This is a genomic window from Albidovulum denitrificans (assembly GCF_002973535.1).
Classification (GTDB): domain Bacteria; phylum Pseudomonadota; class Alphaproteobacteria; order Rhodobacterales; family Rhodobacteraceae; genus Albidovulum; species Albidovulum denitrificans.
Genome location: NZ_PVEP01000003.1, coordinates 185,979 through 210,844, shown reverse-complemented (window position 1 = coordinate 210,844; position 24,866 = coordinate 185,979). Strand labels below are relative to the sequence as shown.

At 67.2% G+C, this 24,866-nt stretch carries 24 protein-coding genes; 6 read left to right on the top strand and 18 right to left on the bottom strand.

The window, feature by feature from the left end:
* Positions 1-5 precede the first annotated feature (5 nt).
* The 5 genes from LX70_RS09765 to LX70_RS09745 form a co-directional block, all read right to left on the bottom strand.
* On the bottom strand, positions 6-2,393 hold the full coding sequence (locus tag LX70_RS09765; protein WP_105514530.1) for a YfgM family protein: 2,388 nt from the start codon (positions 2,391-2,393) through the stop codon (positions 6-8).
* Positions 2,390-3,259, bottom strand: coding sequence for a flagellar motor stator protein MotA (gene motA / locus LX70_RS09760; protein WP_105514528.1), 870 nt, complete (start codon positions 3,257-3,259; stop codon positions 2,390-2,392). Before motA ends, LX70_RS09765 begins: the two co-directional genes overlap by 4 nt.
* Positions 3,260-3,326: 67 nt before the next feature.
* Entirely contained in the window at positions 3,327-3,914 is a 588-nt protein-coding gene (locus LX70_RS09755; RefSeq protein ID WP_105514526.1) for a MotE family protein, read from the bottom strand.
* A complete protein-coding gene (locus LX70_RS09750) occupies positions 3,911-4,276 on the bottom strand; it encodes a hypothetical protein (protein WP_105514525.1) in 366 nt (121 codons plus the stop codon). Before LX70_RS09750 ends, LX70_RS09755 begins: the two co-directional genes overlap by 4 nt.
* Before the next feature lie 13 nt (positions 4,277-4,289).
* Positions 4,290-4,772 carry a flagellar basal body-associated FliL family protein gene (locus LX70_RS09745; RefSeq protein ID WP_105514523.1) on the bottom strand — a complete coding sequence of 161 codons (483 nt, stop codon included), beginning with the start codon at positions 4,770-4,772 and terminating at the stop codon, positions 4,290-4,292.
* Between the two features lie 120 nt (positions 4,773-4,892).
* Here LX70_RS09745 and fliF point away from each other — a divergent pair, with 120 nt between their 5' ends.
* The 4 genes from fliF to fliP are packed head-to-tail and all read left to right on the top strand — an operon-like array spanning position 4,893 to position 8,067.
* Entirely contained in the window at positions 4,893-6,470 is a 1,578-nt protein-coding gene (fliF, locus tag LX70_RS09740) for a flagellar basal-body MS-ring/collar protein FliF (protein ID WP_105514521.1), read from the top strand.
* On the top strand, positions 6,467-7,069 hold the full coding sequence (locus tag LX70_RS09735; protein WP_105514519.1) for a FliH/SctL family protein: 603 nt from the start codon (positions 6,467-6,469) through the stop codon (positions 7,067-7,069). The genes fliF and LX70_RS09735 overlap by 4 nt, the downstream gene beginning before the upstream one ends.
* On the top strand, positions 7,062-7,346 hold the full coding sequence (locus LX70_RS09730; RefSeq protein WP_105514517.1) for a FliM/FliN family flagellar motor switch protein: 285 nt from the start codon (positions 7,062-7,064) through the stop codon (positions 7,344-7,346). The genes LX70_RS09735 and LX70_RS09730 overlap by 8 nt, the downstream gene beginning before the upstream one ends.
* A gap of 25 nt (positions 7,347-7,371) precedes the next feature.
* The gene (gene fliP / locus LX70_RS09725; protein WP_245885022.1) at positions 7,372-8,067 is read left to right on the top strand and encodes a flagellar type III secretion system pore protein FliP; all 696 of its coding nucleotides are present in this window, start codon (positions 7,372-7,374) and stop codon (positions 8,065-8,067) included.
* A gap of 328 nt (positions 8,068-8,395) precedes the next feature.
* On the opposite strand, the gene LX70_RS09720 is transcribed toward fliP, so the two are convergent.
* The 5 genes from LX70_RS09720 to LX70_RS09700 all read right to left on the bottom strand — a co-directional run bounded on the left by LX70_RS09720 (position 8,396) and on the right by LX70_RS09700 (position 14,217).
* Complete coding sequence (locus LX70_RS09720) at positions 8,396-9,490, bottom strand: flagellar basal body P-ring protein FlgI (RefSeq protein ID WP_105514514.1); 1,095 nt, start codon at positions 9,488-9,490, stop codon at positions 8,396-8,398.
* Positions 9,487-10,500 (bottom strand): flagellin, encoded by a 1,014-nt coding sequence (locus tag LX70_RS09715; protein WP_105514512.1) that lies wholly within the window; start codon positions 10,498-10,500, stop codon positions 9,487-9,489. Before LX70_RS09715 ends, LX70_RS09720 begins: the two co-directional genes overlap by 4 nt.
* A 2-nt stretch (positions 10,501-10,502) precedes the next feature.
* Positions 10,503-11,957 carry a flagellar hook-associated protein FlgK gene (gene flgK, locus LX70_RS09710; protein WP_105514510.1) on the bottom strand — a complete coding sequence of 485 codons (1,455 nt, stop codon included), beginning with the start codon at positions 11,955-11,957 and terminating at the stop codon, positions 10,503-10,505.
* Between the two features lie 14 nt (positions 11,958-11,971).
* Positions 11,972-13,282, bottom strand: coding sequence for a flagellar hook protein FlgE (locus tag LX70_RS09705; RefSeq protein WP_105514508.1), 1,311 nt, complete (start codon positions 13,280-13,282; stop codon positions 11,972-11,974).
* A gap of 80 nt (positions 13,283-13,362) precedes the next feature.
* Positions 13,363-14,217 (bottom strand): flagellar motor protein MotB, encoded by an 855-nt coding sequence (locus LX70_RS09700; protein ID WP_105514506.1) that lies wholly within the window; start codon positions 14,215-14,217, stop codon positions 13,363-13,365.
* Between the two features lie 244 nt (positions 14,218-14,461).
* On the opposite strand from LX70_RS09700, the gene LX70_RS09695 reads away from it, so the two are divergent.
* Together LX70_RS09695 and LX70_RS09690 are read left to right on the top strand one after the other, a co-directional pair.
* Positions 14,462-14,755: a TFIIB-type zinc ribbon-containing protein gene (locus tag LX70_RS09695; RefSeq protein WP_105514504.1), complete on the top strand. Its 294-nt coding sequence runs from the start codon at positions 14,462-14,464 to the stop codon at positions 14,753-14,755.
* A 75-nt stretch (positions 14,756-14,830) separates the two neighbouring features.
* On the top strand, positions 14,831-15,415 hold the full coding sequence (locus tag LX70_RS09690) for a rhodanese-like domain-containing protein (protein WP_105514502.1): 585 nt from the start codon (positions 14,831-14,833) through the stop codon (positions 15,413-15,415).
* Positions 15,416-15,688: 273 nt separating this feature from the next.
* Here LX70_RS09690 and LX70_RS09680 read toward each other — a convergent pair whose 3' ends face one another.
* The 8 genes from LX70_RS09680 to lysA all read right to left on the bottom strand — a co-directional run bounded on the left by LX70_RS09680 (position 15,689) and on the right by lysA (position 24,769).
* Positions 15,689-17,278 carry a D-aminopeptidase gene (locus LX70_RS09680; RefSeq protein ID WP_105514712.1) on the bottom strand — a complete coding sequence of 530 codons (1,590 nt, stop codon included), beginning with the start codon at positions 17,276-17,278 and terminating at the stop codon, positions 15,689-15,691.
* A gap of 20 nt (positions 17,279-17,298) precedes the next feature.
* Positions 17,299-17,814, bottom strand: a complete 516-nt coding sequence (locus tag LX70_RS09675; protein ID WP_105514500.1) for a L,D-transpeptidase family protein — start codon at positions 17,812-17,814, stop codon at positions 17,299-17,301.
* A gap of 13 nt (positions 17,815-17,827) precedes the next feature.
* Positions 17,828-18,805, bottom strand: coding sequence for an ABC transporter ATP-binding protein (locus LX70_RS09670; protein WP_105514499.1), 978 nt, complete (start codon positions 18,803-18,805; stop codon positions 17,828-17,830).
* The gene (locus tag LX70_RS09665; RefSeq protein ID WP_105514497.1) at positions 18,802-19,812 is read right to left on the bottom strand and encodes an ABC transporter ATP-binding protein; all 1,011 of its coding nucleotides are present in this window, start codon (positions 19,810-19,812) and stop codon (positions 18,802-18,804) included. Before LX70_RS09665 ends, LX70_RS09670 begins: the two co-directional genes overlap by 4 nt.
* 3 nt (positions 19,813-19,815) lie before the next feature.
* Positions 19,816-20,709 (bottom strand): ABC transporter permease, encoded by an 894-nt coding sequence (locus LX70_RS09660; protein WP_105514496.1) that lies wholly within the window; start codon positions 20,707-20,709, stop codon positions 19,816-19,818.
* The gene (locus tag LX70_RS09655; protein ID WP_105514495.1) at positions 20,706-21,641 is read right to left on the bottom strand and encodes an ABC transporter permease; all 936 of its coding nucleotides are present in this window, start codon (positions 21,639-21,641) and stop codon (positions 20,706-20,708) included. The genes LX70_RS09660 and LX70_RS09655 overlap by 4 nt, the downstream gene beginning before the upstream one ends.
* 105 nt (positions 21,642-21,746) lie before the next feature.
* The gene (locus LX70_RS09650; protein ID WP_105514493.1) at positions 21,747-23,330 is read right to left on the bottom strand and encodes an ABC transporter substrate-binding protein; all 1,584 of its coding nucleotides are present in this window, start codon (positions 23,328-23,330) and stop codon (positions 21,747-21,749) included.
* 116 nt (positions 23,331-23,446) lie between these two features.
* Positions 23,447-24,769 carry a diaminopimelate decarboxylase gene (gene lysA, locus LX70_RS09645; RefSeq protein ID WP_105514491.1) on the bottom strand — a complete coding sequence of 441 codons (1,323 nt, stop codon included), beginning with the start codon at positions 24,767-24,769 and terminating at the stop codon, positions 23,447-23,449.
* Positions 24,770-24,866 lie beyond the last annotated feature (97 nt).

The window sequence follows — 24,866 nt, the reverse complement described above, 5'->3', positions numbered from 1 at the left end:
CGCGGTCACTGTGCCGGGGGCTCGGCGGCGAACTTGACGAGGCTGCCAAGCGCGTCCCGCGCCTGCGCGGCCTCGGTCACCAGGTTGCGGCCGGTCTCAAGCTCGCCGGTCGGCGGTGTCGTTTCCGTGTTCGGCGCATCAGAGGGAACCAGGCCGAGGGCCGAGAGATTCTCCGCCAGGCCGTTCGCGTCATAGGCGGCGGCAGACGTCCAGTCACCCGAAAGCCAGGCGGCGCGCGCCGCCCCGTCATCGGCGCCGGTCGACTTGAAGACGGTGGCGGCCTGGTCCACCGCGCCCTGCCGCAGCATTGCTTCGCCGCGAAGTCGTGCGGCGGCGGCATCCTTGAGGCCCGAAAGCTGCGCCAGGGCCGCATCGGTATCGCCAGAATTCAGCGCGTGACGCGCCAGCAGGCGCCGCCCCCGCGTGGTCGCCGCTGCCTCGCCCGTCAGCAAGCGCGCGGCATCGGTGTCGAACCCGGCGCCGGTCAGCCGTTCGGCCAGATCCAACCGCAGGAGAATGTCGGGATCGGCCGCCTCAAGCCGGTCGCGGTCGCGGAAATACTGCGCGAAGAAACTCCAGTCGTCGCCCTTCCCGACCAGCGCCGCGAAAAGCCCGATAAGGACCTCGCGTGCCTGATCTTCCGACAGGCGGTCGCGCCAATAGGCCTCTTGATCGAAGGCGGTCGTGAAATCCCCCGTCGAGGCCAGGCCGAGGATTTCCAGCACCGCAAGCTCAGGACCAAGAGGGTTGTAGGAGAATTCTTTCGCAAGCGCACCGGCATTCGCGGTCAGTTCGGGCGGCACCGCGCGCCCCTTGTCGAGGTGCAGGCGGATCGCCTGCATCAGCGCCTCGGTCGCCGCCGGGCCGTTCCCGGCCGCAAGCGCCTCAAGCTGCCGGGTCCCTTCCCCGTCATCGCCCTCTGCAAGGGCGATCCGGGCCTCGGCCAGTCCAAGGTCGGGGGTCTCGACCGGCCCCGCGCGCAGGATGGCGGCGCGCACGGTGCGGGCGGCCTCCACCTCTCCCATATCCGTCAGCCGTTCGACCAGCGTAGGGCCAAGGTGCAGCCGCAGATGAAGCGGCAGGGATGAGAAGCCGCCCAGCACGCTTGGCAGATCGACCTGGCTGGATGCAAGGCCGCCGCCGTCCTCAAGAAGCGCCCAAAGCGCGACCGGCCCGGCGCATCCGGCAAAGCTGTGCAAGGATGGCGGCGCGTCGCCCGGCTGATCGACGATCCGCGCAAGACTGTGGAGCCAGGCCGCCGAATCGCTCTCGATCCCGAAGGAGTCGAGCGTCGCGCTGGCTTCGGCGCCGAAGCCGAGATTGATGTAAAGCCGTGCCAGCGCGATGGCCCGCTCCGGGTCCGGGCGGTCGAATTCCCCGACGACGCCCTGGCGCAGGGCCGCGATCTGGATCGCGGCCGGGTCCTCTCCGGCCCAGGCGGCGACATCGAATTCCGTATCGGCGGGGCATTGGCCGCCGTCTGAGGTCAGGGGATGCGCCGGGGCGGTAAAGCCGGAATCCCGGTCGACGCTGGTTTCGATGTGAAGCGGCACCCGGTCGGTTTCCGGCAGGGGGATCGGGGCCTCCATTTCCGGGGCCTGAGGCGTTTCATGGCCGGGGGGCTGCGGCGCAGGCCGGGTAGGGGCGGGGTCAAAGGTGATGAGACCCTGCGAAGCCGCACGGCTGAGCTGTTCCAGCAGGTCGTCGCGCATCTCCGGGATGCGGTCGGGGGCGGGGCTTTCGGCGGCAACCTCGGGCGGGATGTCGGCGGGCGTTTCAGCGGGGGGCGTCGCCGTCTGCTCTGCGGGGGTGGGCTCCACCAGAGGGGGCGGGACCGGCCCGTTCCAGTAGACCGGCAGATGCGGATCGTCCGGGATCGCCGTCGAGGGCAGGGGGACGAGTGAGGCGTGCTGTTTCGTGACCGTATCGGGGGTCGCCTCCGTCGTCCCGGATGGCACCCCGGACGGCGTCGTGTCGGTCTGCGCGATCCCGGCCTGATCTGCCGCCTCGAAAGGGCTGTCGCCGGTGGGCGGTCCGTCGGTGATGTCGATGGCGATGGCGCCCGACCCGGTCGCAAAGGCCGCCGCGTGGCAATCGCAGCCGAGGATGATGTCAAGCGCTCCGTCCGCGCGGGGACGCAGGTCGGCGATCCGATCGCGCGGGATCAGGTTGAACACACCGGCGAGGTCGTAGTCGTCGCCCGTCCGGCCGCTGCGGAAGACATACCCTTCCGCCCCCCGCCGCAGGGTCCAGCCCGAAGAAGGCCCGCCCGCGATCACGATGCGGCTGAAGCCGTCATGTTCCCCCGACCGCAGGCGCAGCGTTTCGGCAAAGGCCCCCGTCCCCGCCAGGAGGGCGAAGGCGATCGCGAAGATGCGGAGCGCAGGTGTCATGCGGCGTCCGATTTCACGGATTTCAGCGCCTCTTCCAGCACCGAAAAGCTTGGCCGGATATGGTGGGGCGTGTTCTGGCGCCCGACCTCGATGCAGAGATTGGCCGGGTGGTTGTGCAGGTTGGCGACCAGAACCTCACGGATCAGCTGGTAGAAATGGCCGTCCTCCTCGACGACGGTCTTCAGCTTGGCCGCGAAGGGGCCGACGATCCCGTAGGCGAGAAACACCCCCAGGAAGGTCCCGACCAGCGCGCCGCCGATCATCTTGCCAAGGATTTCGGGCGGCTGGTCGATGGAACCCATCGTCTTGATGACGCCGAGAACGGCGGCGACGATCCCAAGCGCGGGCAGGCCGTCGGCGACCGACTGAAGCGCGTGGGTGGAATGGAGCGAATGATGCAGGCTGGCCTCGATCTGCTTGTCCAGCACCTCTTCGACCTGATGCGGATCGTCGTAGTTCATCGAGGCCGAGCGCATCGTGTCGCAGATCAACTCCACCGCCTCGTGATCCTTCGAGATCTTGGGATACTTGCCAAAGATCGAGGAGCTTTCCGGCTCTTCGATATGGGGTTCGAGCGCGACGGGATTGCTGCGCGCAAGGCGGATCAGTTCGAACAGAAGGCAAAGAAGATCGCGGTAATCGTCGGGCTTCCATTTCGCGCCCTTGAAGACCTTGCCGATGTCTTTCATTGTCTGCTTGATGGTCCCCCCGTCGCTTGAGACGACGAAGGCGCCGACGGCCGCGCCGCCGATCATCATCAACTCGAACGGAAGCGATTTCAGGATGATGCCGAGCTTGCCGCCCGCCGCGATGTAGCCGCCGAAAACCATCACGAAGATGATGACGATACCGATGATGCCGATCATGTCCGTCGTCTTTCTGTTCTGCCTGACCGGAGCTTTGACGCCCCGTGGTTAAGATTGCGTCTGCGGATCAGGATTTCGGCGCCGCGGCGTTCCGCCCGGCAAACATGACACTGATCGCATAGGCCGTTTTCGGGTCGAGACCGGCCATGATGGCCGCCGCGGCGTCAGGCCGCATCCTGGCCAGGAAGCCGGCTGCGAAATCCGGCTCCATTTCCGAAAACAGCGTGGCGGCGACCTTGGGCTTCATCTTCTCGTAAACAGCGACCAGCCGGTCGACATCCTTCTCGGCTGCCTGATCGGCCTGGGCCAGGGTGGCCGACAGCTTTGCCTCCGCCTCCTCAAGGGTCGCGATCCGTTTCTCGGCCTCGCTGACGGCCAGGGCGACGGCCTTTTCGCGGATGACGATTCGCGCTTCGCGTTCCTTCAGCGCGGCGTCGCGGGAGGTCAGCTCCTCCAGCATCGTGCGCAGCCCCTCTTCGTCCGCCGTGCAGGACGGGCCGGGTTCGGCCGCGGCCGCGGGCGCGGCGGTGGCCGCATCAAGGGCGTGGCTCGCGGTCAGCCCGATGCGCAGGACGCCAGAGCCGATGAGGAACACGAACAGGACCGGCAGGGCCACGCGCCGCTGGCGGCGGGGGGGGCTGGTCTTCCGTCTCATGCCGCTTCCTCCTCGATCTCCGGGGAACTGCTCCGGCGGCGCAACACCCGGCGCCGGACGGCGGGGGCTTTGCCGTCCTCGGGCAGGTCGTGCATGGTCGCGAGGATCAGGTCGAGCCGCGCGGCGGCGGCCTCGGCCCGCGCCGTCATGCTGGCCAGCCGTGCCTCGGAGTCCTGCGCGGCGGCGCGCGCCTCCACCAGCGCGGTCGTCATGTCATCGACTTGCGCCGACAGGACCGCGACCGCGCCGCCGATGCCACCCTCAAGCCGGCTGAAGGCCGCCAGACGCCGCGCGAGGATATGGCAATAGGCCGCAACCCCAAGGGCGCCGGCCCCCAGAAGAATATCTGCAATCAACTCCATCTTCTGCCTCGCTTCAGTTGATGACGAATTCGGTGATGAGAAGATCGCGCACCCGACCCTCGCCGGTGACCATCTGGACCCGTCTGAGCATCTGCGCTCGAAGCCGGACGAGGGCCATCGGGTCCTCAAGGTCCTTGGTCTCCACCGCGCGCAGATACCCGTTCAGGACATCCATGACCCGCGGCATAATGTGCAGGGTTTCCTCTTCATGACCCTTCTGCACCTCAAGCTGCGCGGTGAATTGCAGGTACCTCCCGCCGGGCTGCGGGCCAAGCGAGACGACCATCGGTTCGATCGGGACATAGCCGACCTCGGGCAGGGCCGCGACGGGCTGCGCCTCTTCCGGTGCGGCTTCGTGGGTGCCGAGAATCAGGCCGCTATAGACGGCGTAAAATCCTCCGCCGCCCAGGCCGAGCATCAGGACAAGCCCGATGATCAGCGGCAATTTCGACTTCTTCGGTGCGGGTTCCGCGGTTTCTGGGGGCGTCTCTGACATCTCTCGGTCCGGTCGTTTCCTCGACACAGGAATAGACCGGCCAGTGCTAACCGAATGTTAAGCGCGATTGCGGAAGCATCCGGGTCATGCAGGCAGAAGCCGCGGACGGGAGAAAAGCGCATGGAGCAACTGGTATCGGTCTGGAAGGCGCTGGAACCGCGCCGTCAGGTGATCGTCGTGCTGGCCACGCTGGCCATGTTCGCGGCGGTCCTCGGGCTGGCCAGGGTGGCCTCCAACCCCTCTTACGCGCTGCTTTATTCCGGCCTCGATTCCAAGCAATCGGGTGAGGTTCTGGCCGCCCTGGACCAGACCGGCGCCGCCTATGACGTGCGCGGCTCGGCGATCTATGTCGATGCGGCGCGGCGCGACGAATTGCGCATGACGCTTGCCGCCGAGGGGCTGCCCTCCACCAGCGGCGCCGGGTACGAGCTGCTCGATTCGCTCTCCGGCTTCGGCACCACCTCGCAGATGTTCGACGCGGCCTATCTCAGGGCGCGCGAAGGCGAACTGGCGCGCACGATCACGGCGCTGCCGGTGGTTCGCGCCGCAAGGGTCCACCTTGCCGACGGGCGCAAGCAGGGCCTGCGGGGAACCGCGCCCGCCTCGGCCTCGGTCGTGGTGACGACGACGGGCGCGATGTCCACCCGGCAGGTGCGGGCGCTGCGCTATCTTGTCGCCTCCGCCGTCCCCGGCCTTGCGGCCGAGGGCGTGTCGGTCATCGACAGCGAGGGTGGCCTGATCGAAGACGCTGCCGCCTCCACCGTCGCCGGTGACGATGAGCGTGCAGATACGCTGCGGCGCAATGTCGAACGTCTGCTTGAGGCGCGCGTCGGCTATGGCAACGCGGTCGTGGAAGTCGCGGTGGAAACCGTGAACGAACATGAGGCGATCACCGAACGAAAGCTCGACCCCGACAGCCGGGTCGCCATCTCGACCGACACGCTGGAAAACTCAAACTCCTCGACCGACAGCGGTAACGGCGCGGTCACCGTCGCCTCCAACCTGCCCACCGGAAATGCCGCCGCCGGTAACGGCAGCGCGCAAAGTCAAAGCAACGATACCCGCGAACGGACGAACTTCGAAGTCTCCGAAACCACGCGCGAGGTGATCCGTGCCCCCGGCGCGATTCGCCGCCTGACCGTCGCGGTCCTGATCGACGGGGTGGCCGACCCGCAGGACCCCGCCGTGAAGACCCCGCGCAGCGAGGAGGAGATCGCCGCGCTGCACGATCTGGTCGCCGCCGCGGTCGGCTTCGATTCGGCCCGCGGCGATGTCATCACCGTGAAATCGATGGGGTTCGAACCCGCGCCCGATGCCCTGCCCGCGCCTGCCGGATCGCTTCTTGAACGGATGCCCTTCGATTTGATGTCGCTGATCCAGCTTGCCGTTTTCGCGGTGGTCTCGCTCGTCCTCGGCCTCTTCGTCCTGCGCCCGATCCTCACCGCGCGGCCGCAGGGCCGCCCCGCCCTGATCGCCGCCGGGGCGCCCGGTGACGCGCCCGAGGCGCTGACCGGAACCATCGACGATGACGGCCCGGACCCGGCCGCCCTGCCGATGGTCCCCGCCACGCGGCAGGCCCCGGACGACGCCGCCGACCCGGTGGCCCGGCTCCGTCAGCTGATCTCCGATCGTCAGGATGAGACGGTAGAGATCCTGCGCGGCTGGATGGAAGAGCCGGAAGAGGAGAAGACGACATGATCTCCCGCGTTTTGAAGCTTGAAACCTTCACCCCTGCCGACCCGGACCTGACCCGCGACAACGTCACCGATACCGAGGCGGAGGAGGGCCGGCTTGCCGCCTATGAGCAAGGGTACTCGGCGGGCTGGGATGATGCCGTCGCGGCGCAGGACGCCGACCTGACGCGGCTGCGCAATGAGCTTGGCCAGAACCTTCAGGATTTGGCCTTCACCTATCATGAGGCGCACAGCCACGTCCTGCGCACGCTTGAGCCGCTTCTGCGCGACATGGTCGCCAAGGTGCTGCCCGCCGTTGCGCGCGAGACACTGGGCCAGATGGTCGTGGAACAGCTTCGCCCCCTTGTGGCGGACCTGGCCGATGCGCCGTTGTCTATCCTCACCCATCCCGACAACGTCGCGATGATCGAGGATCTGGTGATCGTCCATGCCAAGTTCCCCGCCGAGGTGCGCGTGGACCCGACGCTCGGCCCCGGTCAGGCGCAGTTCCGCATCGGCCCGACCGAACGGGTGATCGACCTCGACGGCGTCATCGCCGCCATTGCCGGTGCGGTGTCGGGGTTCTTCGATATCGAGAAGCAGGAGTTGAAATCCCATGGATAACAAGCCCGGCGCCACCCTCGCCGACACCAGCCCCTTTCACCAGGTCCCGATAGAGATCACGGTCTCCGTCGGCCACGCCCGCCCGCTCCTGAAGGACCTGCTGGCGCTGCGGCGCGATGCGGTCCTGTCGCTCGACCGCCGGATCGACGACCCGGTAGAGCTTTACATCGGTGACCGTCTGATCGGGCGCGGTGCGTTGACCGAGCTTGACGCGGCCGAAGGCGGCGGCCTTGCCGTGCGTCTGACCGAAGTGGTGCAGGTCAGAGATGCGCTGTGATCGACGTGCCGGCAGGGCGGCTCTGATGCTCGTGGTCCTCGCCGTTTCGGCGCATCCCGCCGCCGCGCAGACGCTCGATCTGGGGGGGGCGACCCTGACCGGGCAGTCGCTTCTGCTGATCGCGCTGGTGACACTTCTCAGCCTCGCGCCGGGGCTTGCCGTCATGGTGACCTGCTTTCCCTTCATCGTGACGGTGCTGTCGATCCTGCGGCAAGGGATCGGGCTTCAGCAATCGCCACCGAACATGCTGATCGTGTCGCTCTCGCTGTTTCTCACGTGGTTCATCATGGAGCCGGTGATGACCGAGGCCTGGCAGGCGGGCATCTCCCCCCTGATCGACGGCAGCATCGACCTCCAGACTGCCTTCGACCGCAGCATTACGCCGTTTCGCGGCTTCATGGCGGCGCGGCTTGATACCGACACGCTGCTGGAACTCGCGTCCCTCCGCCCCGGCCCGCCGGTGACCGACGCCGCATCGGCGCCCCTGTCGCTGCTCGTGCCGTCCTTCATGCTGTCGGAAATGGCCCGCGCGTTTGAGGTCGGGTTCCTGCTGTACCTGCCGTTCCTCATCATCGACCTCGTCGTCTCGGCCGTGCTGATGTCGATGGGCATGATGATGGTGCCGCCGGCGATCGTCTCGCTGCCGTTCAAGCTTGCCTTCTTCGTTGTGGCGGACGGCTGGGCGCTGGTCTCCGGCGCGCTGGTACGCAGCTATATGTGACCCGGACCGGGGCCGGGCGTTCGCGCGCCCGGCCCCTGTTCTGTGGCACGAACCCCCGATAGCGTCGTTCTGACAAGACAAAGAGAAGGGCGGACCCCAAGCATAGGGTCAGCCGCTTGATCGCCGGATCATCCCGGCCCCTCTCAATGTCACAGGGGAACCCGCTGTTGGCGAGCTGGCTGGCAGAGCTTGCTTCGCGCAAGTCGGCCCCGGCAGCGCTGGCCGGATAGATCTTACCCGCGTCGCGCGCCGCCCGCGGTGGCCGGTCCAAGGCCCCCGCCCGCGCCAGCCGATCCATGGCCCCCGCAAGGCGCAGCGCGTTCCCGTGTCACTGCACCACGAACTCCGCGTGCAGCGCCCCGGCGGCATGGATGCTTTTCAGGATGTCGATCATGTCGCGCGGGGAGACGCCAAGCGCGTTCAGCCCCGCCACGACCTCGGACAGCGATGAGGTATCGCGGATCTCGGCCATGCCGATCCCGGGCTCTTCCTGAACGCTCGCCGTGCTGCGCGGCACGATGACCGTCTCGCCCTCGGCAAAGGGGTTCGGCTGCACCGCGATGGGCGCCTCTTCCACGCGCAGGGTCAGGTTGCCCTGGCTGACCGCGACGCGGCTGATCGTGACGTCAGAGCCGACGACGATGGTGCCGGAACGTTGATCGACGACGACCCGGGCGCGCAACTCCGGCTGGACCGAGAGGTTCTCGATCCGGCCAAGCGCATGGGCCGTCGACAGCCGCGTCGCGCGGATATCGACCGAGACGGTCCCGGCATCGGTCATCGCCGCCACGCCGCGTCCGAACTCGCGATTGACCGCATCCTCGATCCGGCCCGCAGTGGTGAAATCCGGCGTCCGCAGCGCCAGCCGCACGGTCTTGAGCGCGGCGAAATCGAAGGGGACCTCGCGTTCCACACGCGCCCCCCCGGGGATCGCTCCGGCGGTCGGAACACCCTGAACGACGGATGCCGCCTGACCGTTGGCCGAGGCCCCGCCCGCGATCACCGTCCCCTGCGCCACCGCATAGATCTCTCCATCCGCGGCGTTGAGCGGGGTCATCACCAGCGTGCCGCCCAGCAGGCTTTTCGCATCCCCGATGGCCGAGACATTGATGTCGATCTTCGCCCCGGCGCGCGCGAAAGGTGGCAGGCTGGCGGTCACCAGAACCGCGGCCACGTTCTTTGGCCGCATGTTTTCGCCGGTGATGTTGACGCCGAGCCTCTCAAGGATGTTCGACATGATCTCTTCGGTGAAGGGCGCGTTGCGCAGCCCGTCGCCGGTGCCGTTCAGCCCGACGACAAGGCCATAGCCGACAAGGTCGTTGCCGCGAACGCCGTCGAATTCGACCAGGTCCTTGATCCTGACCGGGGCGGCCGCGGCGGCAAAGGCGCCGAACAGGAACAGGATCAGCGTCAGCCACTTCATCTCAGGAAATCCGCCAGTGTCAGGCGCGACAGGCGCGCGGTGATGGAATAAAGCGTCTCGATCTGCGTCTGCGTGCTTTCGAGCGCGGTTGCCGTCTCATAGGGGTCGGCCTCGACGATCTTGGCGCGCGCGATCGTCAGCGCCGTGGATTCGGCGGCGTTGCGCGTTTCGCTGTCGGCAATGCGCGCCTCGACCGAGCCGACACGACCGCGCAGAAGCGCGAGGTCCGAGCCCGCCGCCTGAAGCGTTTCGCCCGCCGTGCGGGTCAGGAAGGCGCGGCCGGTGTCATCGCCCGCAAGCGCGCCGCCGGAGACCATTGACGCCAGCGCCAGCCCCTTCAGCGTGTCGATGATCGCGGGGTCAAGCGCGGTCACGTCCAGCGTGACCTCGTCATTCGGCCCCGTCGCGAAGGTGCCGGGCTGCCCGGCGCCACCATAGATCGCATCCGCAAACCCGCCCCCGCCGGGCGGGGCGTCGAACCAGCTTTCCACCGTGGCGATGATGCCCGAGGCGGTGGTCTGCCCGGCCGTCGCCATCGACAGCGCGTTAAGGATGTCTGTCGAACCGCTGATCGGCGCCCGGTCCGTCGCGGCGCCGGACAAGAGAAAGCGGTCGGCGACCTGCGTGTTCAGGGCCGAGACGACGGAATCGAACTTCTGCCGCGCGTCGCCGGTCGTGATCGTGACGCTTTGCACCCCGCCGGTCGTCCCGGCCCCAAGCAGCGCCGGTCCCGTGTCGCCTGCGATCGAGGCGACGGTACCAAGGACGTTCTGGAGGTTCTCGGCAAAGAACCCAGCCTCGCTCGTCGCGGTCTTGTAGCCGTCGAGGATACCAAGCCGGTGGTCGAGCCCCGCCAACACCTTGAAATCGCTCGAGACGGCAGCGGCGACGTCGGCCTTTTTCCCGGTGGTGAGTTCCTTGCTCAGCGTCGAGAGCCGGGCCTGAAGGTCGGCATTCTGACGGCGGAGCGTGAAGTGGCGCGCCATGTCGCCGATGGTTACGGAGGTCATGGTCAAAGTCCGATCAGCGTCTGGATAAGGGAATCGACTGTCTGGATGACGCGGGCATTCGCGGCATAGGCCTGCTCGATCAACAGGAGGTCCTGCATCTCGGCATCGGTATCGACTCCGTCGGCCAGCTGAAGCTCGGTCATCGCGGCTTGCCGGGTGGTCGCGTAGCTTTGCCGCAGGTCGGCCTGCTGGCGTTGCCCGGAGATGTTCGACAGGACATCGGCCGCGAGGCCCGATGCGGAACGTGCCGCGCCGATGAAGGGGCCGGAGGCCGGCACCCGCGCCGCCTGCATCGCATCCGTCATCGCCGTCAGAAGCGTCGTGTCACCGACATTGCCCTGCGTCGCAGCCCCAAGACCGTCGCGCAGGCGCCAGAGCTGGCCACCCTGCGCAGGATCGGCCGCCGCGTTGATCGTCAGACGCCCTGCCAGCCCGGCCTCTGCCAGCGGATCGAAAGCGCCGCCCCGGTCGGTGAAAAGGCCCGGCGCGCCGGGTGGCAGCGTGGGATCGACCGCGGGATCGGAGAACCGCGCCATCAGGTCGCGCGCAAGCGCGTCGAACCCTTCCTGCGCGGCGGGGGCGAGATCGTCGCGGATCGCGAACATCGCGCCCAGCGTGCCGCCGCCAAGGACGCCGTCATCGCCGGACGGCACCGCCATGCCATTGATCGTCAGGCCGGACAGATCGCCGGAGGCCAGCGTCATGTCCGCCGTGACGACCCCGACGGGTGAAAAACCGACCGTTGCCGGAAGCCCGTCCAGAAGGACCGCGCCGCCGGTGGTGAACAGCGCGATCTGGTCGTGGTCGCGGGCGATTTCACGCACCGGCACGATTTCGGCGACCCGGTCGACGAGGCGCTGCCGCTGATCCATCAGCGCATTGGCGTCGCGACCCGAGGAGCGTTCGGCCAGGATCGCGGCGTTCAGCTTGTCGATGCCCGCCAGCACGTTGTTCAATTCAGCGACCTGCGAGGCGATGGAATTGTCCGCCTCGGCACGGGCGATCTGAACCTCATCCGACAGGGTGCCGAGGTGCGAGGCCAGCGCATCGGCCGTATCCAGCACGGTCTGCAACCGCGCCTGGCTGTCCGGCCGGCTGGTTGCCGAAATCAGCGCCGTTTCAAAAGTCGCGATCCGGTCGGAAAGCGACCGGCCGTCGCCCGGCGTGCCGATCTGCGTCTCGATGCGCGACAGGAAATCCGCCCGTGCGCCGGTATTTCCCGCCTCGGCATCGGCCAGCCGCCGGTCCCCGAGGATGCCGGTATTGACCTGCCGCGTTACGCCCACGACCTGCACCCCCGCGCCGATCCCGCCAAGGGATCGCGCGGCGACCTGAACCTCGCGTCGGGCATAGCCCTCGGTCAGGGCATTGGCGACATTGGTCGACACCACCTCGGCGCGGCGGGAGGTGGCCGTCAGGCCGGACAGCGCATTGTTGAGAGAGGCGGAAAGGCTCATCGTTCAATCTCCGGTCATCGTTTGATGTTTGTGGTTTCCTGAAGCATTTCGTCGACCGTCTGGATCACCTTGGCATTCGACGAATAGGCCCGTTGCGTCTGGATCAGGTTGGTCAGTTCCGCCGCGACATCGGTGGCGGAGCCTTCACGCGCATACCCCACGACCGGCCCCGTCGGGCCGTCGCCCGCATCCCACAGGAAGAAGGACCCGGAATCGGGCGAGACCTGGAAGGCCTGGTTGTTCAGCGTGATAAGACCGTTCGGATTGGGGACATCGACCAGCGGGATCTGGTAGATGCGCCGGGTAAAGCCGGTGTCGTAGGTCGCGATGACATAGCCATGCTCATCGACCTCGACCGTGGTGAGGTTGCCGACCGGAGAGCCATCCTTGGTGATGGAGGTCGGGGCGAAACTGTCCGACAGCTGGGTCAGCCCGTTTGGATCGCCAAGTTTGCCGATCGTCATGGTCAGGGGGCCACCCGCGACGGTCAGGGCAAGGGTGCCTGCCACCGGGTCATAGGCCCCGCCCGACACGGTGGTGACCGAGGCAAGGGTACCGCCATTCGGGCGCGTGTCGTCGAAGGTCAGCGTATACTGCCCGATCACCGCACCGGCCTGGGCGGAATCGCGGATCTCCATCGTCCAGGTGTTCGAGGAGCCGGTCGCCGGAACCGTCGGCGTGAAGGTGATGTCGAGCGTGTTCGAGGTGCCGAGATTGCCGAAATACTCGACGGACAGCGGCATGGTGTTCCCGGCCGCCCCTGCCTCGGTCGCCGTGGCGGGCAGGTTCACCCCCATGTTGACCACCGTCGTCGGATCGCCAGCGGTCTGGTTCGCATTGATGACGACAGGTTGCAGCCCCGCGATCGTGTCACGCGGCAGGACCGGGATCGAGCCGTCCGAATTGGCCGGCCAGCCAAGAAGGACAAGGCCGGATTCGGTGCGCAGGATGCCATCCGCATCGGGCCGGAAGGCCCCGGTGGTGGTCATCATCATGGGTTGCGACCCGCCCGAGAAAGAACTCAGCGTCACCGCGCTGGTCACCGGCAGCATACCGCGTCCGGCGATGGCAAGGTCGAGCGCGTGGTTCGTCGCCACCAGCGCGCCCTGTTCGTCGACCAGCCGCGTCGTCGCCGCACGGACCCCCCCGGCCGAATAGGTACCGGCCCCGCGTGCCTGGGTGATGACGAAATTCTCGAAATCGGTCGAGGCGCGTTTATAGCCGTAAGTGCCGGAATTGGCGATGTTGTCCGAGATGGTGGCAAGTCGAGTGGCATTGGCGCTAAGCCCGGCCACACCGGCGTTGAGAGAGGACGAAATGGACATGGAGCCGCCTTTCTGAAGCTGTGTCGCGTAGTCCCGCGCAGGATGGCGCGCGGTGGTTTAAGATTGCCCTAACGCCCCTTTCATCCGCCGCGCCCCGACCTGAGAAGCACGATTTCCATCCGGTTGTTTCGCGCCGCCATCGGGTTCTTCACGGCCAGGGCGCGGTCGGCATGGCCGGTCACCCGCTGCATCCGCTTCGCATCAAGCCCCTCGCCCTCAAGCACCTGGCGCATCTGCATGGCGCGGGCGGCGGACAGGTCCCAGGCGGGGTTCACGCGCAAGACCTCGGCCTGGGCGCGGATATGGCCGTCCACGGCGACGCCGTTGCCGACAAGGCCAAAGACCTCGACGATCACTTTGGCGATGTCAGACAGGATCGGCGCGGGCGTGTCGGTCTGCGGAAGGAACAAAGGTTCCCCTTCCAAATCAAAGACTTCGACGATCAGCCCCTCATCCGTGACGCGGGTCACGATATGGCGCTGGACCGCATCGCTGACCATGCTTTCGCCTGCGCGCCCGGCCAGTTGTTCGGCGATGCCGCGCAGCACCTCTTCCTCGGCGGCGCGGGCCGCCGCGTCGGCAGCCGCGGTGCCGGTCTGGCCCGTTGCCTGCCGTTCCTTGGTCGGCTGGATGCTGGATCCGCCGCGGCCGTTCTGGGCGATCTGTTCTTCGGAAAAGACGCTGTCGCCGCCAAAGCTGCCATCACCGCCGCCCGAAACGCGGCTGAGCGGTATCGTCGGACTGAAATAGTCCGCAATCCCCTTGCGTTGCTTTTCCGTCGTCGCGTTCAACAGCCACATCAGCATGAAGAAGGCCATCATGGCGGTCACGAAATCGGCATAGGCAACCTTCCAGGCGCCACCGTGATGACCGCCGCCAGAGACGACTTTCTTGCGCTTGATGATGACTGGCGCGGCATTCTTCTGCCCGGCCATACCACCAACCTTATCCTTCAACCCGAGGATGAACCTACGCGCGGGGGTTTAAGATTTCCCTAATCCCCGGCGATCTCCGGCCAGTTTGCGGGCGTCGGGATCGAGTCGGGTCCGCGTAGGGTGTCCGTAGCTACAGCGTAACGACGGCGGCGCGGCGGGAAACCGCCCCAGGAAGCCCGCCCGCATTGCCCCGGCGGGACGGGGTTCCCATATCGGGCGGGACGAAATCAAAGGAGACGTGGCGATGCGATGCCCGGTGGATGGCGCCGAACTGAGGATGATGGAACGGCAGGGGGTTGAGATCGACTATTGCCCGACCTGCCGGGGGGTCTGGCTCGATCGGGGGGAACTGGACAAGATCATCGACCGTTCCACGCCCGCGGTCGCGCTGGAGGAACCGGGCGCGGCGCGCCCCCCGCGTGAGGAGCCCCGGCGGGAATATCGCGGGGACCGCCCGCGCGAGGACGACCGCTACAGCCACGCCAAGCCCTACCGCAAGCGCAAGAGCTTCCTGAGCGAGATCTTCGATTTCGACTGACGGCACACCGGGGCGGAATCATATAGATAAAATCGAATGTATCTGGCAGTCTGGTCCCATAGGAGGACCAGACCCATGCGCCATGTACTGATTGCCATCTGCCTGACCCTGCCGGCCGCCGCCCTGGCCGAGCCGGTCGGGATCACCCCCGACACGATGTCGGTGACCATCGAAACAGATGCGGGGCCGGCGGAGATTTCCCGCGTTCAGGACAATGCCAACGAACTGTCCGGCGAATGGGCGCTGACCTCGCGCCCCTGTCCGAATTTCTGCATCCAGCCGATGAGCCCCGCGCCCGGCGTCACCACGATTGGTGAGCTTGAGATGCTCGCCTTCCTGCAAGACCCGAAAGTCGTTGTCGTCGACGGGCGGGTGCGCAGGGATTTTGAGGGCGGCGCGATCCCCGGCGCCGTCAATATCCCCTATACCGAGGCCGCCGACCGCCTGGGCGAGCTTGGCTGCGAGCCGGATTTCGAGGGGTTTATCTGCGACGGGCCGGAGGTGAAGTCGGTCGCGCTCTATTGCAACGGCCCCTGGTGCGGCCAGTCCCCCACCGCCGCGCGGCGGATGATCGAGGCGGGCTATCCGGCCGAGAAGATCTTCTACTATCGCGGCGGGATGCAGGTCTGGCGGATGCTGGGGCTGACAGTGACGAAGTGAGGGGGGGCGGGGTGGACCAGCGGACTGGGGCGCGGTTGCAAACGATGATGTATTGGCCGGTGTTCTCGGCCACCTGATAGCCGCGTCGGTCGATTTCGGCCATGAAGCGCTCCATCCCCGCGAAGCGCTCGACATCCCGCGCCTTGCGGCGAATGACGGCGCCCTCCTGCACCGCCCTGGAGGCGAAAGGTCTTTCGGCCAGATGTCGGGCGAGAAGGGGGAAGTTCAGGTTCCGCATGGGTGAAGGTTTGGTGCGGGATGGTTAAGGGCGGGTCAAGGCGGATGGGGAAGGGACATTGCCCGGCCGTCCCGGTGATAGCGGATCGCGCGGGCCAGCCAGCAGCCGAGCGTCAGGCCGGTCACCTCGCCAGTCTCCGCGCGGTGGATGCAAAGCGTCCATTCGCCCGGCGGGGCCGCATCCATGGCCCGGCGGCTTGTCACCGACCAGAGGTCCCGCGCCAGCGGATACATCCGCTCCATCGGACCCTGGCCCAGCATGCCGTCAAAGCCGATATAGGCCGCGCCGTCCCGTGCCACGATCTCAAGCGCCGCCCCGATACCGGGGGCGTGATAGCGCCCGGCGATGTCGTCGGCATCGGCGCGGTCGAGCGGGACGAGCGGCCTGGCCCGGACGGTCAGGTTTTCGGCCCGCCGCTCCATCACCATCTCCTCCCCCTCGCGGCGCAAGGCAAGGCCGGGGGCCTCGGCGTGCCGGTCGTCCAGCGGCCGCAGCATGACGGGCGAGACCGCGTAATGCAGCCGAACCCCCTCGGCCGTGTCGGTGCAGCGCAGGAACAACCCGTTTTCGTCGTCCAGCCACAGCCCGCCCCAGCCATGGGCGGCAACCGGGGCCGCGGGCGCCGGCCCGCGCAGGGCCGCCGTCATCAACCCCTCGGCCGCGCGCATCGCGCTGGCCTCATGGTTGAAGATCACCACGACCGACAGGCGGGCATCCGCGACATGCAGCCGGAAAGAGCAGAAGCCGCGAATGCCGCCGCCATGACCGGTCACCTCATGCCCGGCATGGCGATAGCGGCGCAGGCCATAGGCATAGGGCGCGGGCGCGCCATCGGCGAAGGTGACGGGGGCGGAGATGCGGCGATAAAGCCCCGCGGGATCGTCGCGCGTGGCGTCGATGTGCCGTTCCCATGCCAGCATGTCGTCCAGCGAGGCGACGACCCCGGCATCGCCCGTCCATGAGATCGCCGATCGGGCGGGGAGAAAGCCCACCTCATCATTGCCCTCATAGCCGATGACGCCGTCGATGCGGTCCCGCGTGTCGGCGGCAAGACGGGCGGTCGGCATCCCGGCGCGGCGCAGGATACGATCCTCAAGAAGCGCGCCGAAATCACGGCCGGTGGCGCGGGCGATCAGCTCTGCCAGCAGGCGGAAATTGCCGTTGCTGTAGGAATAGCACGCGCCCGGCGCGAAATGCCCCTCCTCTGCCGTCGCCAGAAGGGCAAGGCCGTCCTCCAGCGTGAACCGGCCCTCGGGGGCGGCGCCCTGCAACACGGTCAGCGCCCAGTAGTCGCGCAGGCCGGACTGGTTGTGGCAGAGCTGGGCGATGCCGGGCAGCACCCCGCGAAAGCGCGGCAAGAGGTCGGGGAGGAGGGGGGCCAGGTCCTCGGGCTGTTCGAAGAGGTCAAGGAGAAGCGCGCAGGTCATCTGCTTGGAGATGGAGCAGAGCGGCATTCGCAGCGCCGCCGTCATCGGCAGGCGGGTGGCCATGTCGGCATAGCCCCAGGCGCGCCGGGCGACGATCTGCCCGTCCTTGACCACCCCCGCGACGCCTGCCGGGCCGCGATACTGGCCCGGCAAGAGGTCAAGCGCCCGTTCCAGCGCCGCCATGTCGATCCCGGTCATCGCCCCCTCACGCGCCCCCATCACGCCCCATCGCGGAAGCACAGCCGCGTCTGCGGCCCGGCAAGGGCCAGGAACTCCAGCAGGTCCGCCCGGCTCAGCGCCGCGCAACCGGCGGTGGGGGTATAACCCTCGCGCGCGACATGCAGGAAGATTGCGCTGCCCGCACCGGGCAGGACGGGGTCGTCATTCTGGCCCAGCACGACGACGATGTCGTAAAGGTCGTCACCGCGCCACATCTCTTCATGGCTGGCCGCGAAGGGGCGTTTTACCGGGCGGTTATAGGCGGGATGGTCCGGCGCATCGCACCAGCCGTCATCGGGCGCGATTTCCGCGGTCGGAAAGACCGACACCGGCGCCGCTGCCAGCTTGTCCGCGCGCCATAGCACCCGCCGGATCGGCCAGCAGCCCAGCGGGCTGATCCCGTCGCCCTCGGCCCGTTTTTCGGCGATGCCGCCCCGGCCCACGGCGGCGCGCCAGACCCGGTCGCCAAAACGCGCCTGCCAGCGGCCTTCCTTTCCCGTCACGATCAGGTCCAATCGTCTCTCCCTCTCAGCCGTTCAGCGGAAAGTGGCAGGCGACGGTGCGCCCGCCCCGCTCTTGCAGCGCCGGGTCTTCCACCCGGCAGATGTCGCGCGCGAAGGGGCAGCGGGTATGGAACCGGCACCCCGGCGGCAGGTTCATCGGGCTTGGGATCTCACCCGTCAGGATCGGCCTGTCCCGGCCGCGCTGGTGCGGATCGGGGCGCGGGACGGCCTCCATCAGCAGCATCGTATAGGGGTGCAGCGGCGCGGCGAACAGCTCTTCGGTCCGGCCCACCTCGACCAGTTGACCAAGGAACATCACCCCGACGCGGTCGGCGAACTGACGCACGACGGCAAGGTCGTGGGTGATGAAAAGATAGGTCAGCTTCAACTGGTCCTGAAGATCGGCCAGAAGGTTCAGGACCTGCGCCTGGATCGACACGTCAAGGGCCGAGACGCTTTCGTCGCAGACGACGAAATCCGGCCCGTTCGCCAGCGCCCGCGCGATCCCGATACGCTGACGCTGACCGCCCGAGAACTGATGCGGGTAATTGCGCAGGTATTGCCGCCTGAGGCCGACCATCTCCAGCAGTTCGGCGCTTCTCTCACGGATCTCTGCGGATGAGCCGAAACCGTGGCTGCGCAGGGGTTCGGCCAGAATCTCCCCCACCCGCATCCGGGGGTTGAGCGAGGCATAGGGGTCCTGGAACACGATCTGCAACTTCTTGCGCAGGGCGTTCATCGCGCCTTCGTCCAGCCCGGTAAGATCGGTGCCGCGATAGGCGACCGTCCCCGAGGTCGGTTCCTGAAGGCGCAGCATCACCCGGCCCAGCGTGGTCTTGCCGCAGCCGCTTTCGCCCACCAGCGCGAAGGTTTCGCGCGCGCGGATGTCCAGCGTCACGCCATCGACCGCGCGCACCACCCGCGCCGGGCCGCCAAGGAACCCGCCGCCAACCCGGAAATGCCGGGTCAGGTCGCGGGTCGAGATCACCACGTCTTCGGTCATGCCGTCCCTCCGTTCGGGCTGTGCAGCCAGCAGCGGGCGGTGTGGCCGGGGCCAGACCCGGTCCCGGCGGCGGTCAGGCCGGGATCGCGACGCAGGCAGACCGGCATCACCTCGCCACAGCGCGGGTTGAAGCGGCAGCCGGGCGGCAGTTTCGCGAGGTTCGGCACCATGCCGGGGATCGAGGGCATCCGCCGCCCCGCGCGCGGTTCGGTCGCCCGCGGGATCGAGGCCAGAAGCCCGCGCGTATAGGGATGGGCGGGCTGGTCGAAAAGCGCGAACACCTCCCCCTGTTCCACCAGTTGCCCGGCATACATCACGTTCACCTCGTCGCACATCTCGGCGATGATCCCGAGGTCATGGGTGATGAGGATGATCGAGGTGCCGACCCGGTCGCGCAGGTCGCGCATCAGGCGCAGGATCTGCGACTGGGTGGTCACGTCCAGCGCCGTCGTCGGCTCGTCCGCGATCAAAAGCTTCGGTTCGCAGATCAGGCCCATGGCGATCATTGCCCTCTGACGCAGCCCGCCCGACAACTGGTGCGGATAGGCATCGAGCCGCGTCTTCGGTTCCGGTATGCCGACAAGCTCGAACATCTCAAGCACGCGCGCCCGGATGGCGCGGCGGCCCAGCCCGTGATGGATCGCCAGCGGCTCCCCCACCTGTTCCCAGACCCGCCGGACGGGGTTCAGAGATGTCATCGGTTCCTGAAACACCATGGCGATGTCGCGGCCCCGGATGCGGCGCATCGCCGACGGGCCAAGGCGCGAAATCTCCTGACCGTCGAGCGTGATCGACCGCGCGCTGACCCGGCCCTGCGGCTGCGGCACCAGCCCCATGAGCGACAGCGCCGTCATGCTCTTGCCCGAACCGGATTCGCCCACGACCCCGACGATGCGCCCGCGCCCCACATCGAAGGACACGTCGTCCAGCACCCGCACATCGCCGCGGTCGCCGCTGAATTCGGTCGTCAGGCCCTGCACCGAAAGGATGATGTCTGTCTCTGCCATGGCCTAATCCTTCATCGAGGGGTCGAGCGCGTCGCGCAGCCCGTCGCCGATGAAATTGAACGCCAGCACCGTCAGAAGGATGGCAACCCCCGGCGCGATGGCGACGGCCGGGGCCTGGAACATGTATTCCTTGCCCTTGGCGACCAGCAGGCCCCAGCTCGCCTCGGGGGGCTGCACACCGACGCCCAGGAAGCTGAGGCTCGATTCCCACATGATCGCCTCGGGAATGGCCAGCGTGAACAGCACGATCAGCGTCGGCACCACATTGGGAAAGATGTGCCGCAGCATGACCGTGATCCGCGCCGTCCCGTTGGCGCGCGCGGCCTCGATGAACTCCTTCTCGCGCAGCGCCAGCGTCTGCGACCGCACCACCCGCGCGACCGAGGCCCAGCCGACAAGCGCCAGCGCGATGAAGATGTTCAGGAGGTTCGCGCCCAGCGTATACATCACCACCATCGCCAGCAGCAGCGAGGGGAAGGCGATCATCATATCGGCCAGCCGCATGACGACGAAATCGGTCCTGCCGCCCAGATAGCCGCTGAGAATGCCCATCATCGTGCCGATCATCAGCGAGATCAGGCTGGGGACGATCCCCACGACAAGCGAGATGCGCGCCCCGTAAAGGATGCGGGTCAGAACGTCGCGGCCGAAATTGTCGGTGCCAAGCCAGTAGGTCGTCGAGGCGGGCAGCAACTGTTCGTCCAGCGCCACCCGATAGGGGTCATGCGGGCTGATCCAGGGGGCGAAGACCGCACCGAGGACCAGAAGCAGCACGAAGGCCAGCCCGACCATGGCCATGCGGTTCTTGCGAAAGGCGCGGACGGTGTCGCGCAGGAAGCTGGCTTCCTCCAGCGCCTCGATCGCATCGGCGGGCAGGGGGGCGGAGGGGGACGTCATGCCTCTTTCCTCATCTGCGCGCGGATCCGGGGATCGAGGACGGAATACAGGATATCGGCCACCAGATTGCCCAGGATCACCAGAACGGTGGCGAACAGCACTGCCCCCTGCAACAGCGGCATGTCGCGCGAGGAAATCGCGCTGATCGTGATCCGCCCGACGCCGGGGATGGAAAAGATCGCCTCGGTGATGACGGCGCCCGAGAGAAGCCCCGCCACCTGGATCGCCATGATCGTCACCACCGGGATCAGCGCGTTCTTCAGCGCGTGGCGGGTGATGACGCCGGTTTCGCGCAGGCCCTTGGCGCGGGCGGTGCGGATATAGTCCAGCCGCATCACCTCAAGCAGGCTTGACCGCATCAGCCGGGCGATCACCCCGGCCGAGGACCAGCCCAGCACGATGGCGGGCAGGATCATGTATTGCCAGCCGTAAAAGCCCGAAACCGGCAGCAGGCGCAGTTTCATCGCGAAGACATATTGCAAAAGCAGCGCCGACCAGAAGATCGGCATCGACACGCCCAGCAGCGAAAAGCCCATGAAGAAACGGTCAAGAAAGCTGTCGCGCCGCACCGCCGAGAGGATGCCCACCGGAATGCCGACGATCCACGATACCAGCGCCGCCGAGACGGCCAGCATCAGCGTGTTGGGAAAGGCTTTCAGGATCAGGTCCGTCACCGGACGGTTCAGCTTGATCGACTTGCCCAGATCGCCGTGCAGCGCGTCCCAGAGAAAGCTGAGGTAGCGGGTAAGCAGCGGGTCGTCGAGATGCATCTGCTGGCGCACCCTCTCGATCACGTCGGCGCTGGCATGTTCCTTCATCATCAGCGCGACGGGATCGCCGGGAACGACGTTCAGCATGATGAAGAGGATCAGCGTGATGCCGATCAGGACGGGGATGGAGACAAGGATGCGCCTGAGCGCGAACATCAGCATCGGCGGGCTGCCTTTCTGCGACGCCGCGCGACGCAGCGGATCTGCGGCGTGGCTTCCGGGGGGTGTCGGGCCGGGGCGGGCAGGGCCAGCCCCGGCCGGTCGGGCTTACTCGACCTCGACCTTGTAGTAGCTCATGTCGCTCCAGCCGTTCCAGGGTACGACGAAGTTCTTCACCCGCGGCTGCACGACATAGCTGTGATCAAGGCTGAACAGCGGCACCCAGGCCGCGTCCGTCCCCACGATCCGCGCCGTCAGATCCTGATAAAGCTTGCAGCGCGCCGCCGGATCGGTCATCCCGCGCCCCTCTTCGATGGCGGCAAAGACCTCGGGGTCTTCGTTGTTGTAGCCGCGCACCTTGGTCCCGGACTCCGAGAAGAAGGTGTAGAAGAAGTTGTCCGGGTCGTTGAAGTCCGCCGACCAGACCTGGGTATAGGCCTCGGCCTCGCCGGTCTTGCGCGCGGCGAGGAAGGCGGCCTCGTCGGTGGTGACGATATTGGCCTTGAACCCGGCCTCGGCGACCTGCGCCTGGATGATCTGGTTCATGTCAGACCATTTGGTCGACCAGCTCGACACCTGTTGCAGGTTGATCTCGACCCCGTCGGGATACCCGGCCTCGGCCAGAAGTTCGCGCGCCTTGGCGGGGTTGTATTCGATCGCCTCGGCAGGGGTGTAGCAGGCCAGGCCGCGCGGCATCACGCCGTCTTCCAGCTTGCCCTTGCCGTAGAAGTTCTTGTCGAGGATGGTCTGCCGGTCGATCGCCATCTGGAACGCCTTGCGCACGCGCGCGTCGCCGAACGGCTCCTTCAACTGGTTGATGGCGTAGTAATAGATCCCCACGCGCGGACCCGAACGGACCTGACCCTTCCACTGGTCGCTGCCGTAGAAATACGGCGTCTGCGTCGGCGCATAGTCAAGGTCGAAGACGTCAAGCTCATCGGTTTCGAACAGCAGCCGCAGCGTCTCGGAATCCGAGACCACGCGCACCAGAAGCCGGTCAAGCTTCGCCCGGCCGCGCCAGTAGTCGTCATTCGCCTCAAGCATCTGGCTGTCGTTCAGAGTGTAGTCGCGCAGGATGAATGGTCCGGTGCCGTTGGTGGTTTCCGGGGTCAGGCCGAACTGATCGCCCGCCGCTTCGGTGAAATCGCGGTCATAGATCGAGGCGCCGGGCGAGGCCAGCAGCGCCAGGAAGGCCGCATAGGGTTTCGTCAGCGTGATCTGCACGGTGAGATCGTCCAGCGCCTTCAGGCCGGACACGCTGTCGGCGGCGCCATCCAGACGCTCTTCTGCCCCGGCGATGAAGGTCAGGATGTCGGTGTTCAGCGCCTTGGTCGCCGGGTTCAGCATCCGGTCGAACGTATAGACCACGTCGTCGGCGGTCAGGTCGGCGCCGTCATGGAACTTGACGCCCGCGCGCAGGTGGAAGGTATAGGTCAGGCCGTCTTCGGACACCTCCCAGCTTTCCGCCAGCCCCGGCACCAGCGCCGACTGGCCCGGCCCGGTCGTCTCCGATTCGACGAGCCGGTCGAAGATGTTCAGCGGAAGCGTGTAGGCATCCGTCGTCATCTGCACATCGGCGGTCTTCGGGTCCTCGGAATAGGACACGCGCAGCATGTTCTCGGCGAAAGCCGGTGACATCAGCATCAGGCTGGCCAATCCGCTGGCCAGGAGCAGTTTCGTTCTCGTCGTCATGTGACACCTCGTTCTGTCGGTCCGGCCGCTGTTGCGTGGGGCGCCACCCGGCGGCCGCTGTTGTCGGGTGAGCCTTGTCCTTGGGCGGCCCCTGTCCCGGCGGGCCGCCTGCGATGTCAGTCCTGTTCCTCCCGCTGCCAGGGACCGGGCGTTTCCAGGCGCAGCGCCGCGTCGATCCCGACCCGGCGGCGGATCACGCGGAAGCGGTCGCCATCCACCAGAACCTCGGGAATCAGGTCGCGCGAATTGTAGGTAGAGGACATCGCGGCGCCATAGGCCCCGGTGTCGCGGAAGGCCAGAAGATCGCCCGCCCGAAGCGGGCCAAGCCCCTCATAAGCCCCGAAATCGTCCGAGCTTTCGCAGATCGGCCCGACCAGCCGGCATCGCCCCGCATCGGTCGGCGCGCGCGGCGCGGCCACCGTTTCGACGCCGTGGCGCGCATCGTAAAGCGCCGGGCGCATCAGATCGTTCATCGCCGCGTCGACGATGGCGAAACCGGCCCCGTCGCCGGGTTTGGTATAGGTGACGCCCGCCACCATCACGCCCGCGCGGGCGCAAAGCCAGCGGCCCGGCTCGATCGTCAGCGCAAGGTCCATGCCGCCCACGGTGTCCGCGATGACCCGCGCGTAATCGGCAAGGCAGGGGGCGGGCTGCTCCTCGCCGCCGATCCCAAGGCCGCCGCCAAGGTCCAGCCGCTCTACCCGCTGCCCGGCGGCCCGCAGGGCGCGGATCAGATCGGCCATCGCCGACCAGGCCCGGCGGAACGGCTCAAGGTCAAGGATCTGCGAGCCGATATGAAGCGCCAGCCCGGCGAGTTCCAGTTCCGGCCGGGCGGCCGCCGCGGTGTAAAGCGCCGGGATATCGGCGATGGGAATGCCGAACTTGCTGTCCTTGCGCGCCGTGGTGATCTTGGCATGGGTCAGGGCATCGACATCGGGATTGACCCGCAGCGCCACCGGCGCCCGCACCCCCAGATCGCGCGCCGCCTCTGCCACCGCCTCAAGCTCTGCCGGGCTTTCGACGTTGATCTGGCGCAGCCCCGCCCGCAGCGCCGCGCGCAGTTCCGCCCCGGTCTTGCCGACGCCGGAGAAGATGATCCTCTCCGCCGGAACCCCGGCTGCCAGCGCGCGCGTCATCTCTCCGCCCGAGACGATGTCCATGCCGCAGCCGAGCCGGGCGAATTCCGTCAGAACGTGGATATTGCCGTTGGCCTTGACGGCGAAACAGACCTCAACCCCCTGCGGCGCGACGGCCCCGGCGAGCGCCCCGTAGCCCGCCCTGAGCGCACCCGCCGAATAGGCGTAGAACGGCGTCCCGACCGCCGCCGCGATCCCCGCGAGGGCCACCCCGTCCATCCACAGATCGCCGCCCCGACGATGCAGCGGGTCCTGTCCCGGAACGTCGTCAAAAGCGGGGGCTGCGGCAAGTTCAGCAAGCATGGGGGCCATTTCACTAAAAATGAACTTTCTTCACCTTTCCAGAGCTTCACATGCATCTGAAATACTCCGTAGTATTCTTTCATTCATTTCTGATATG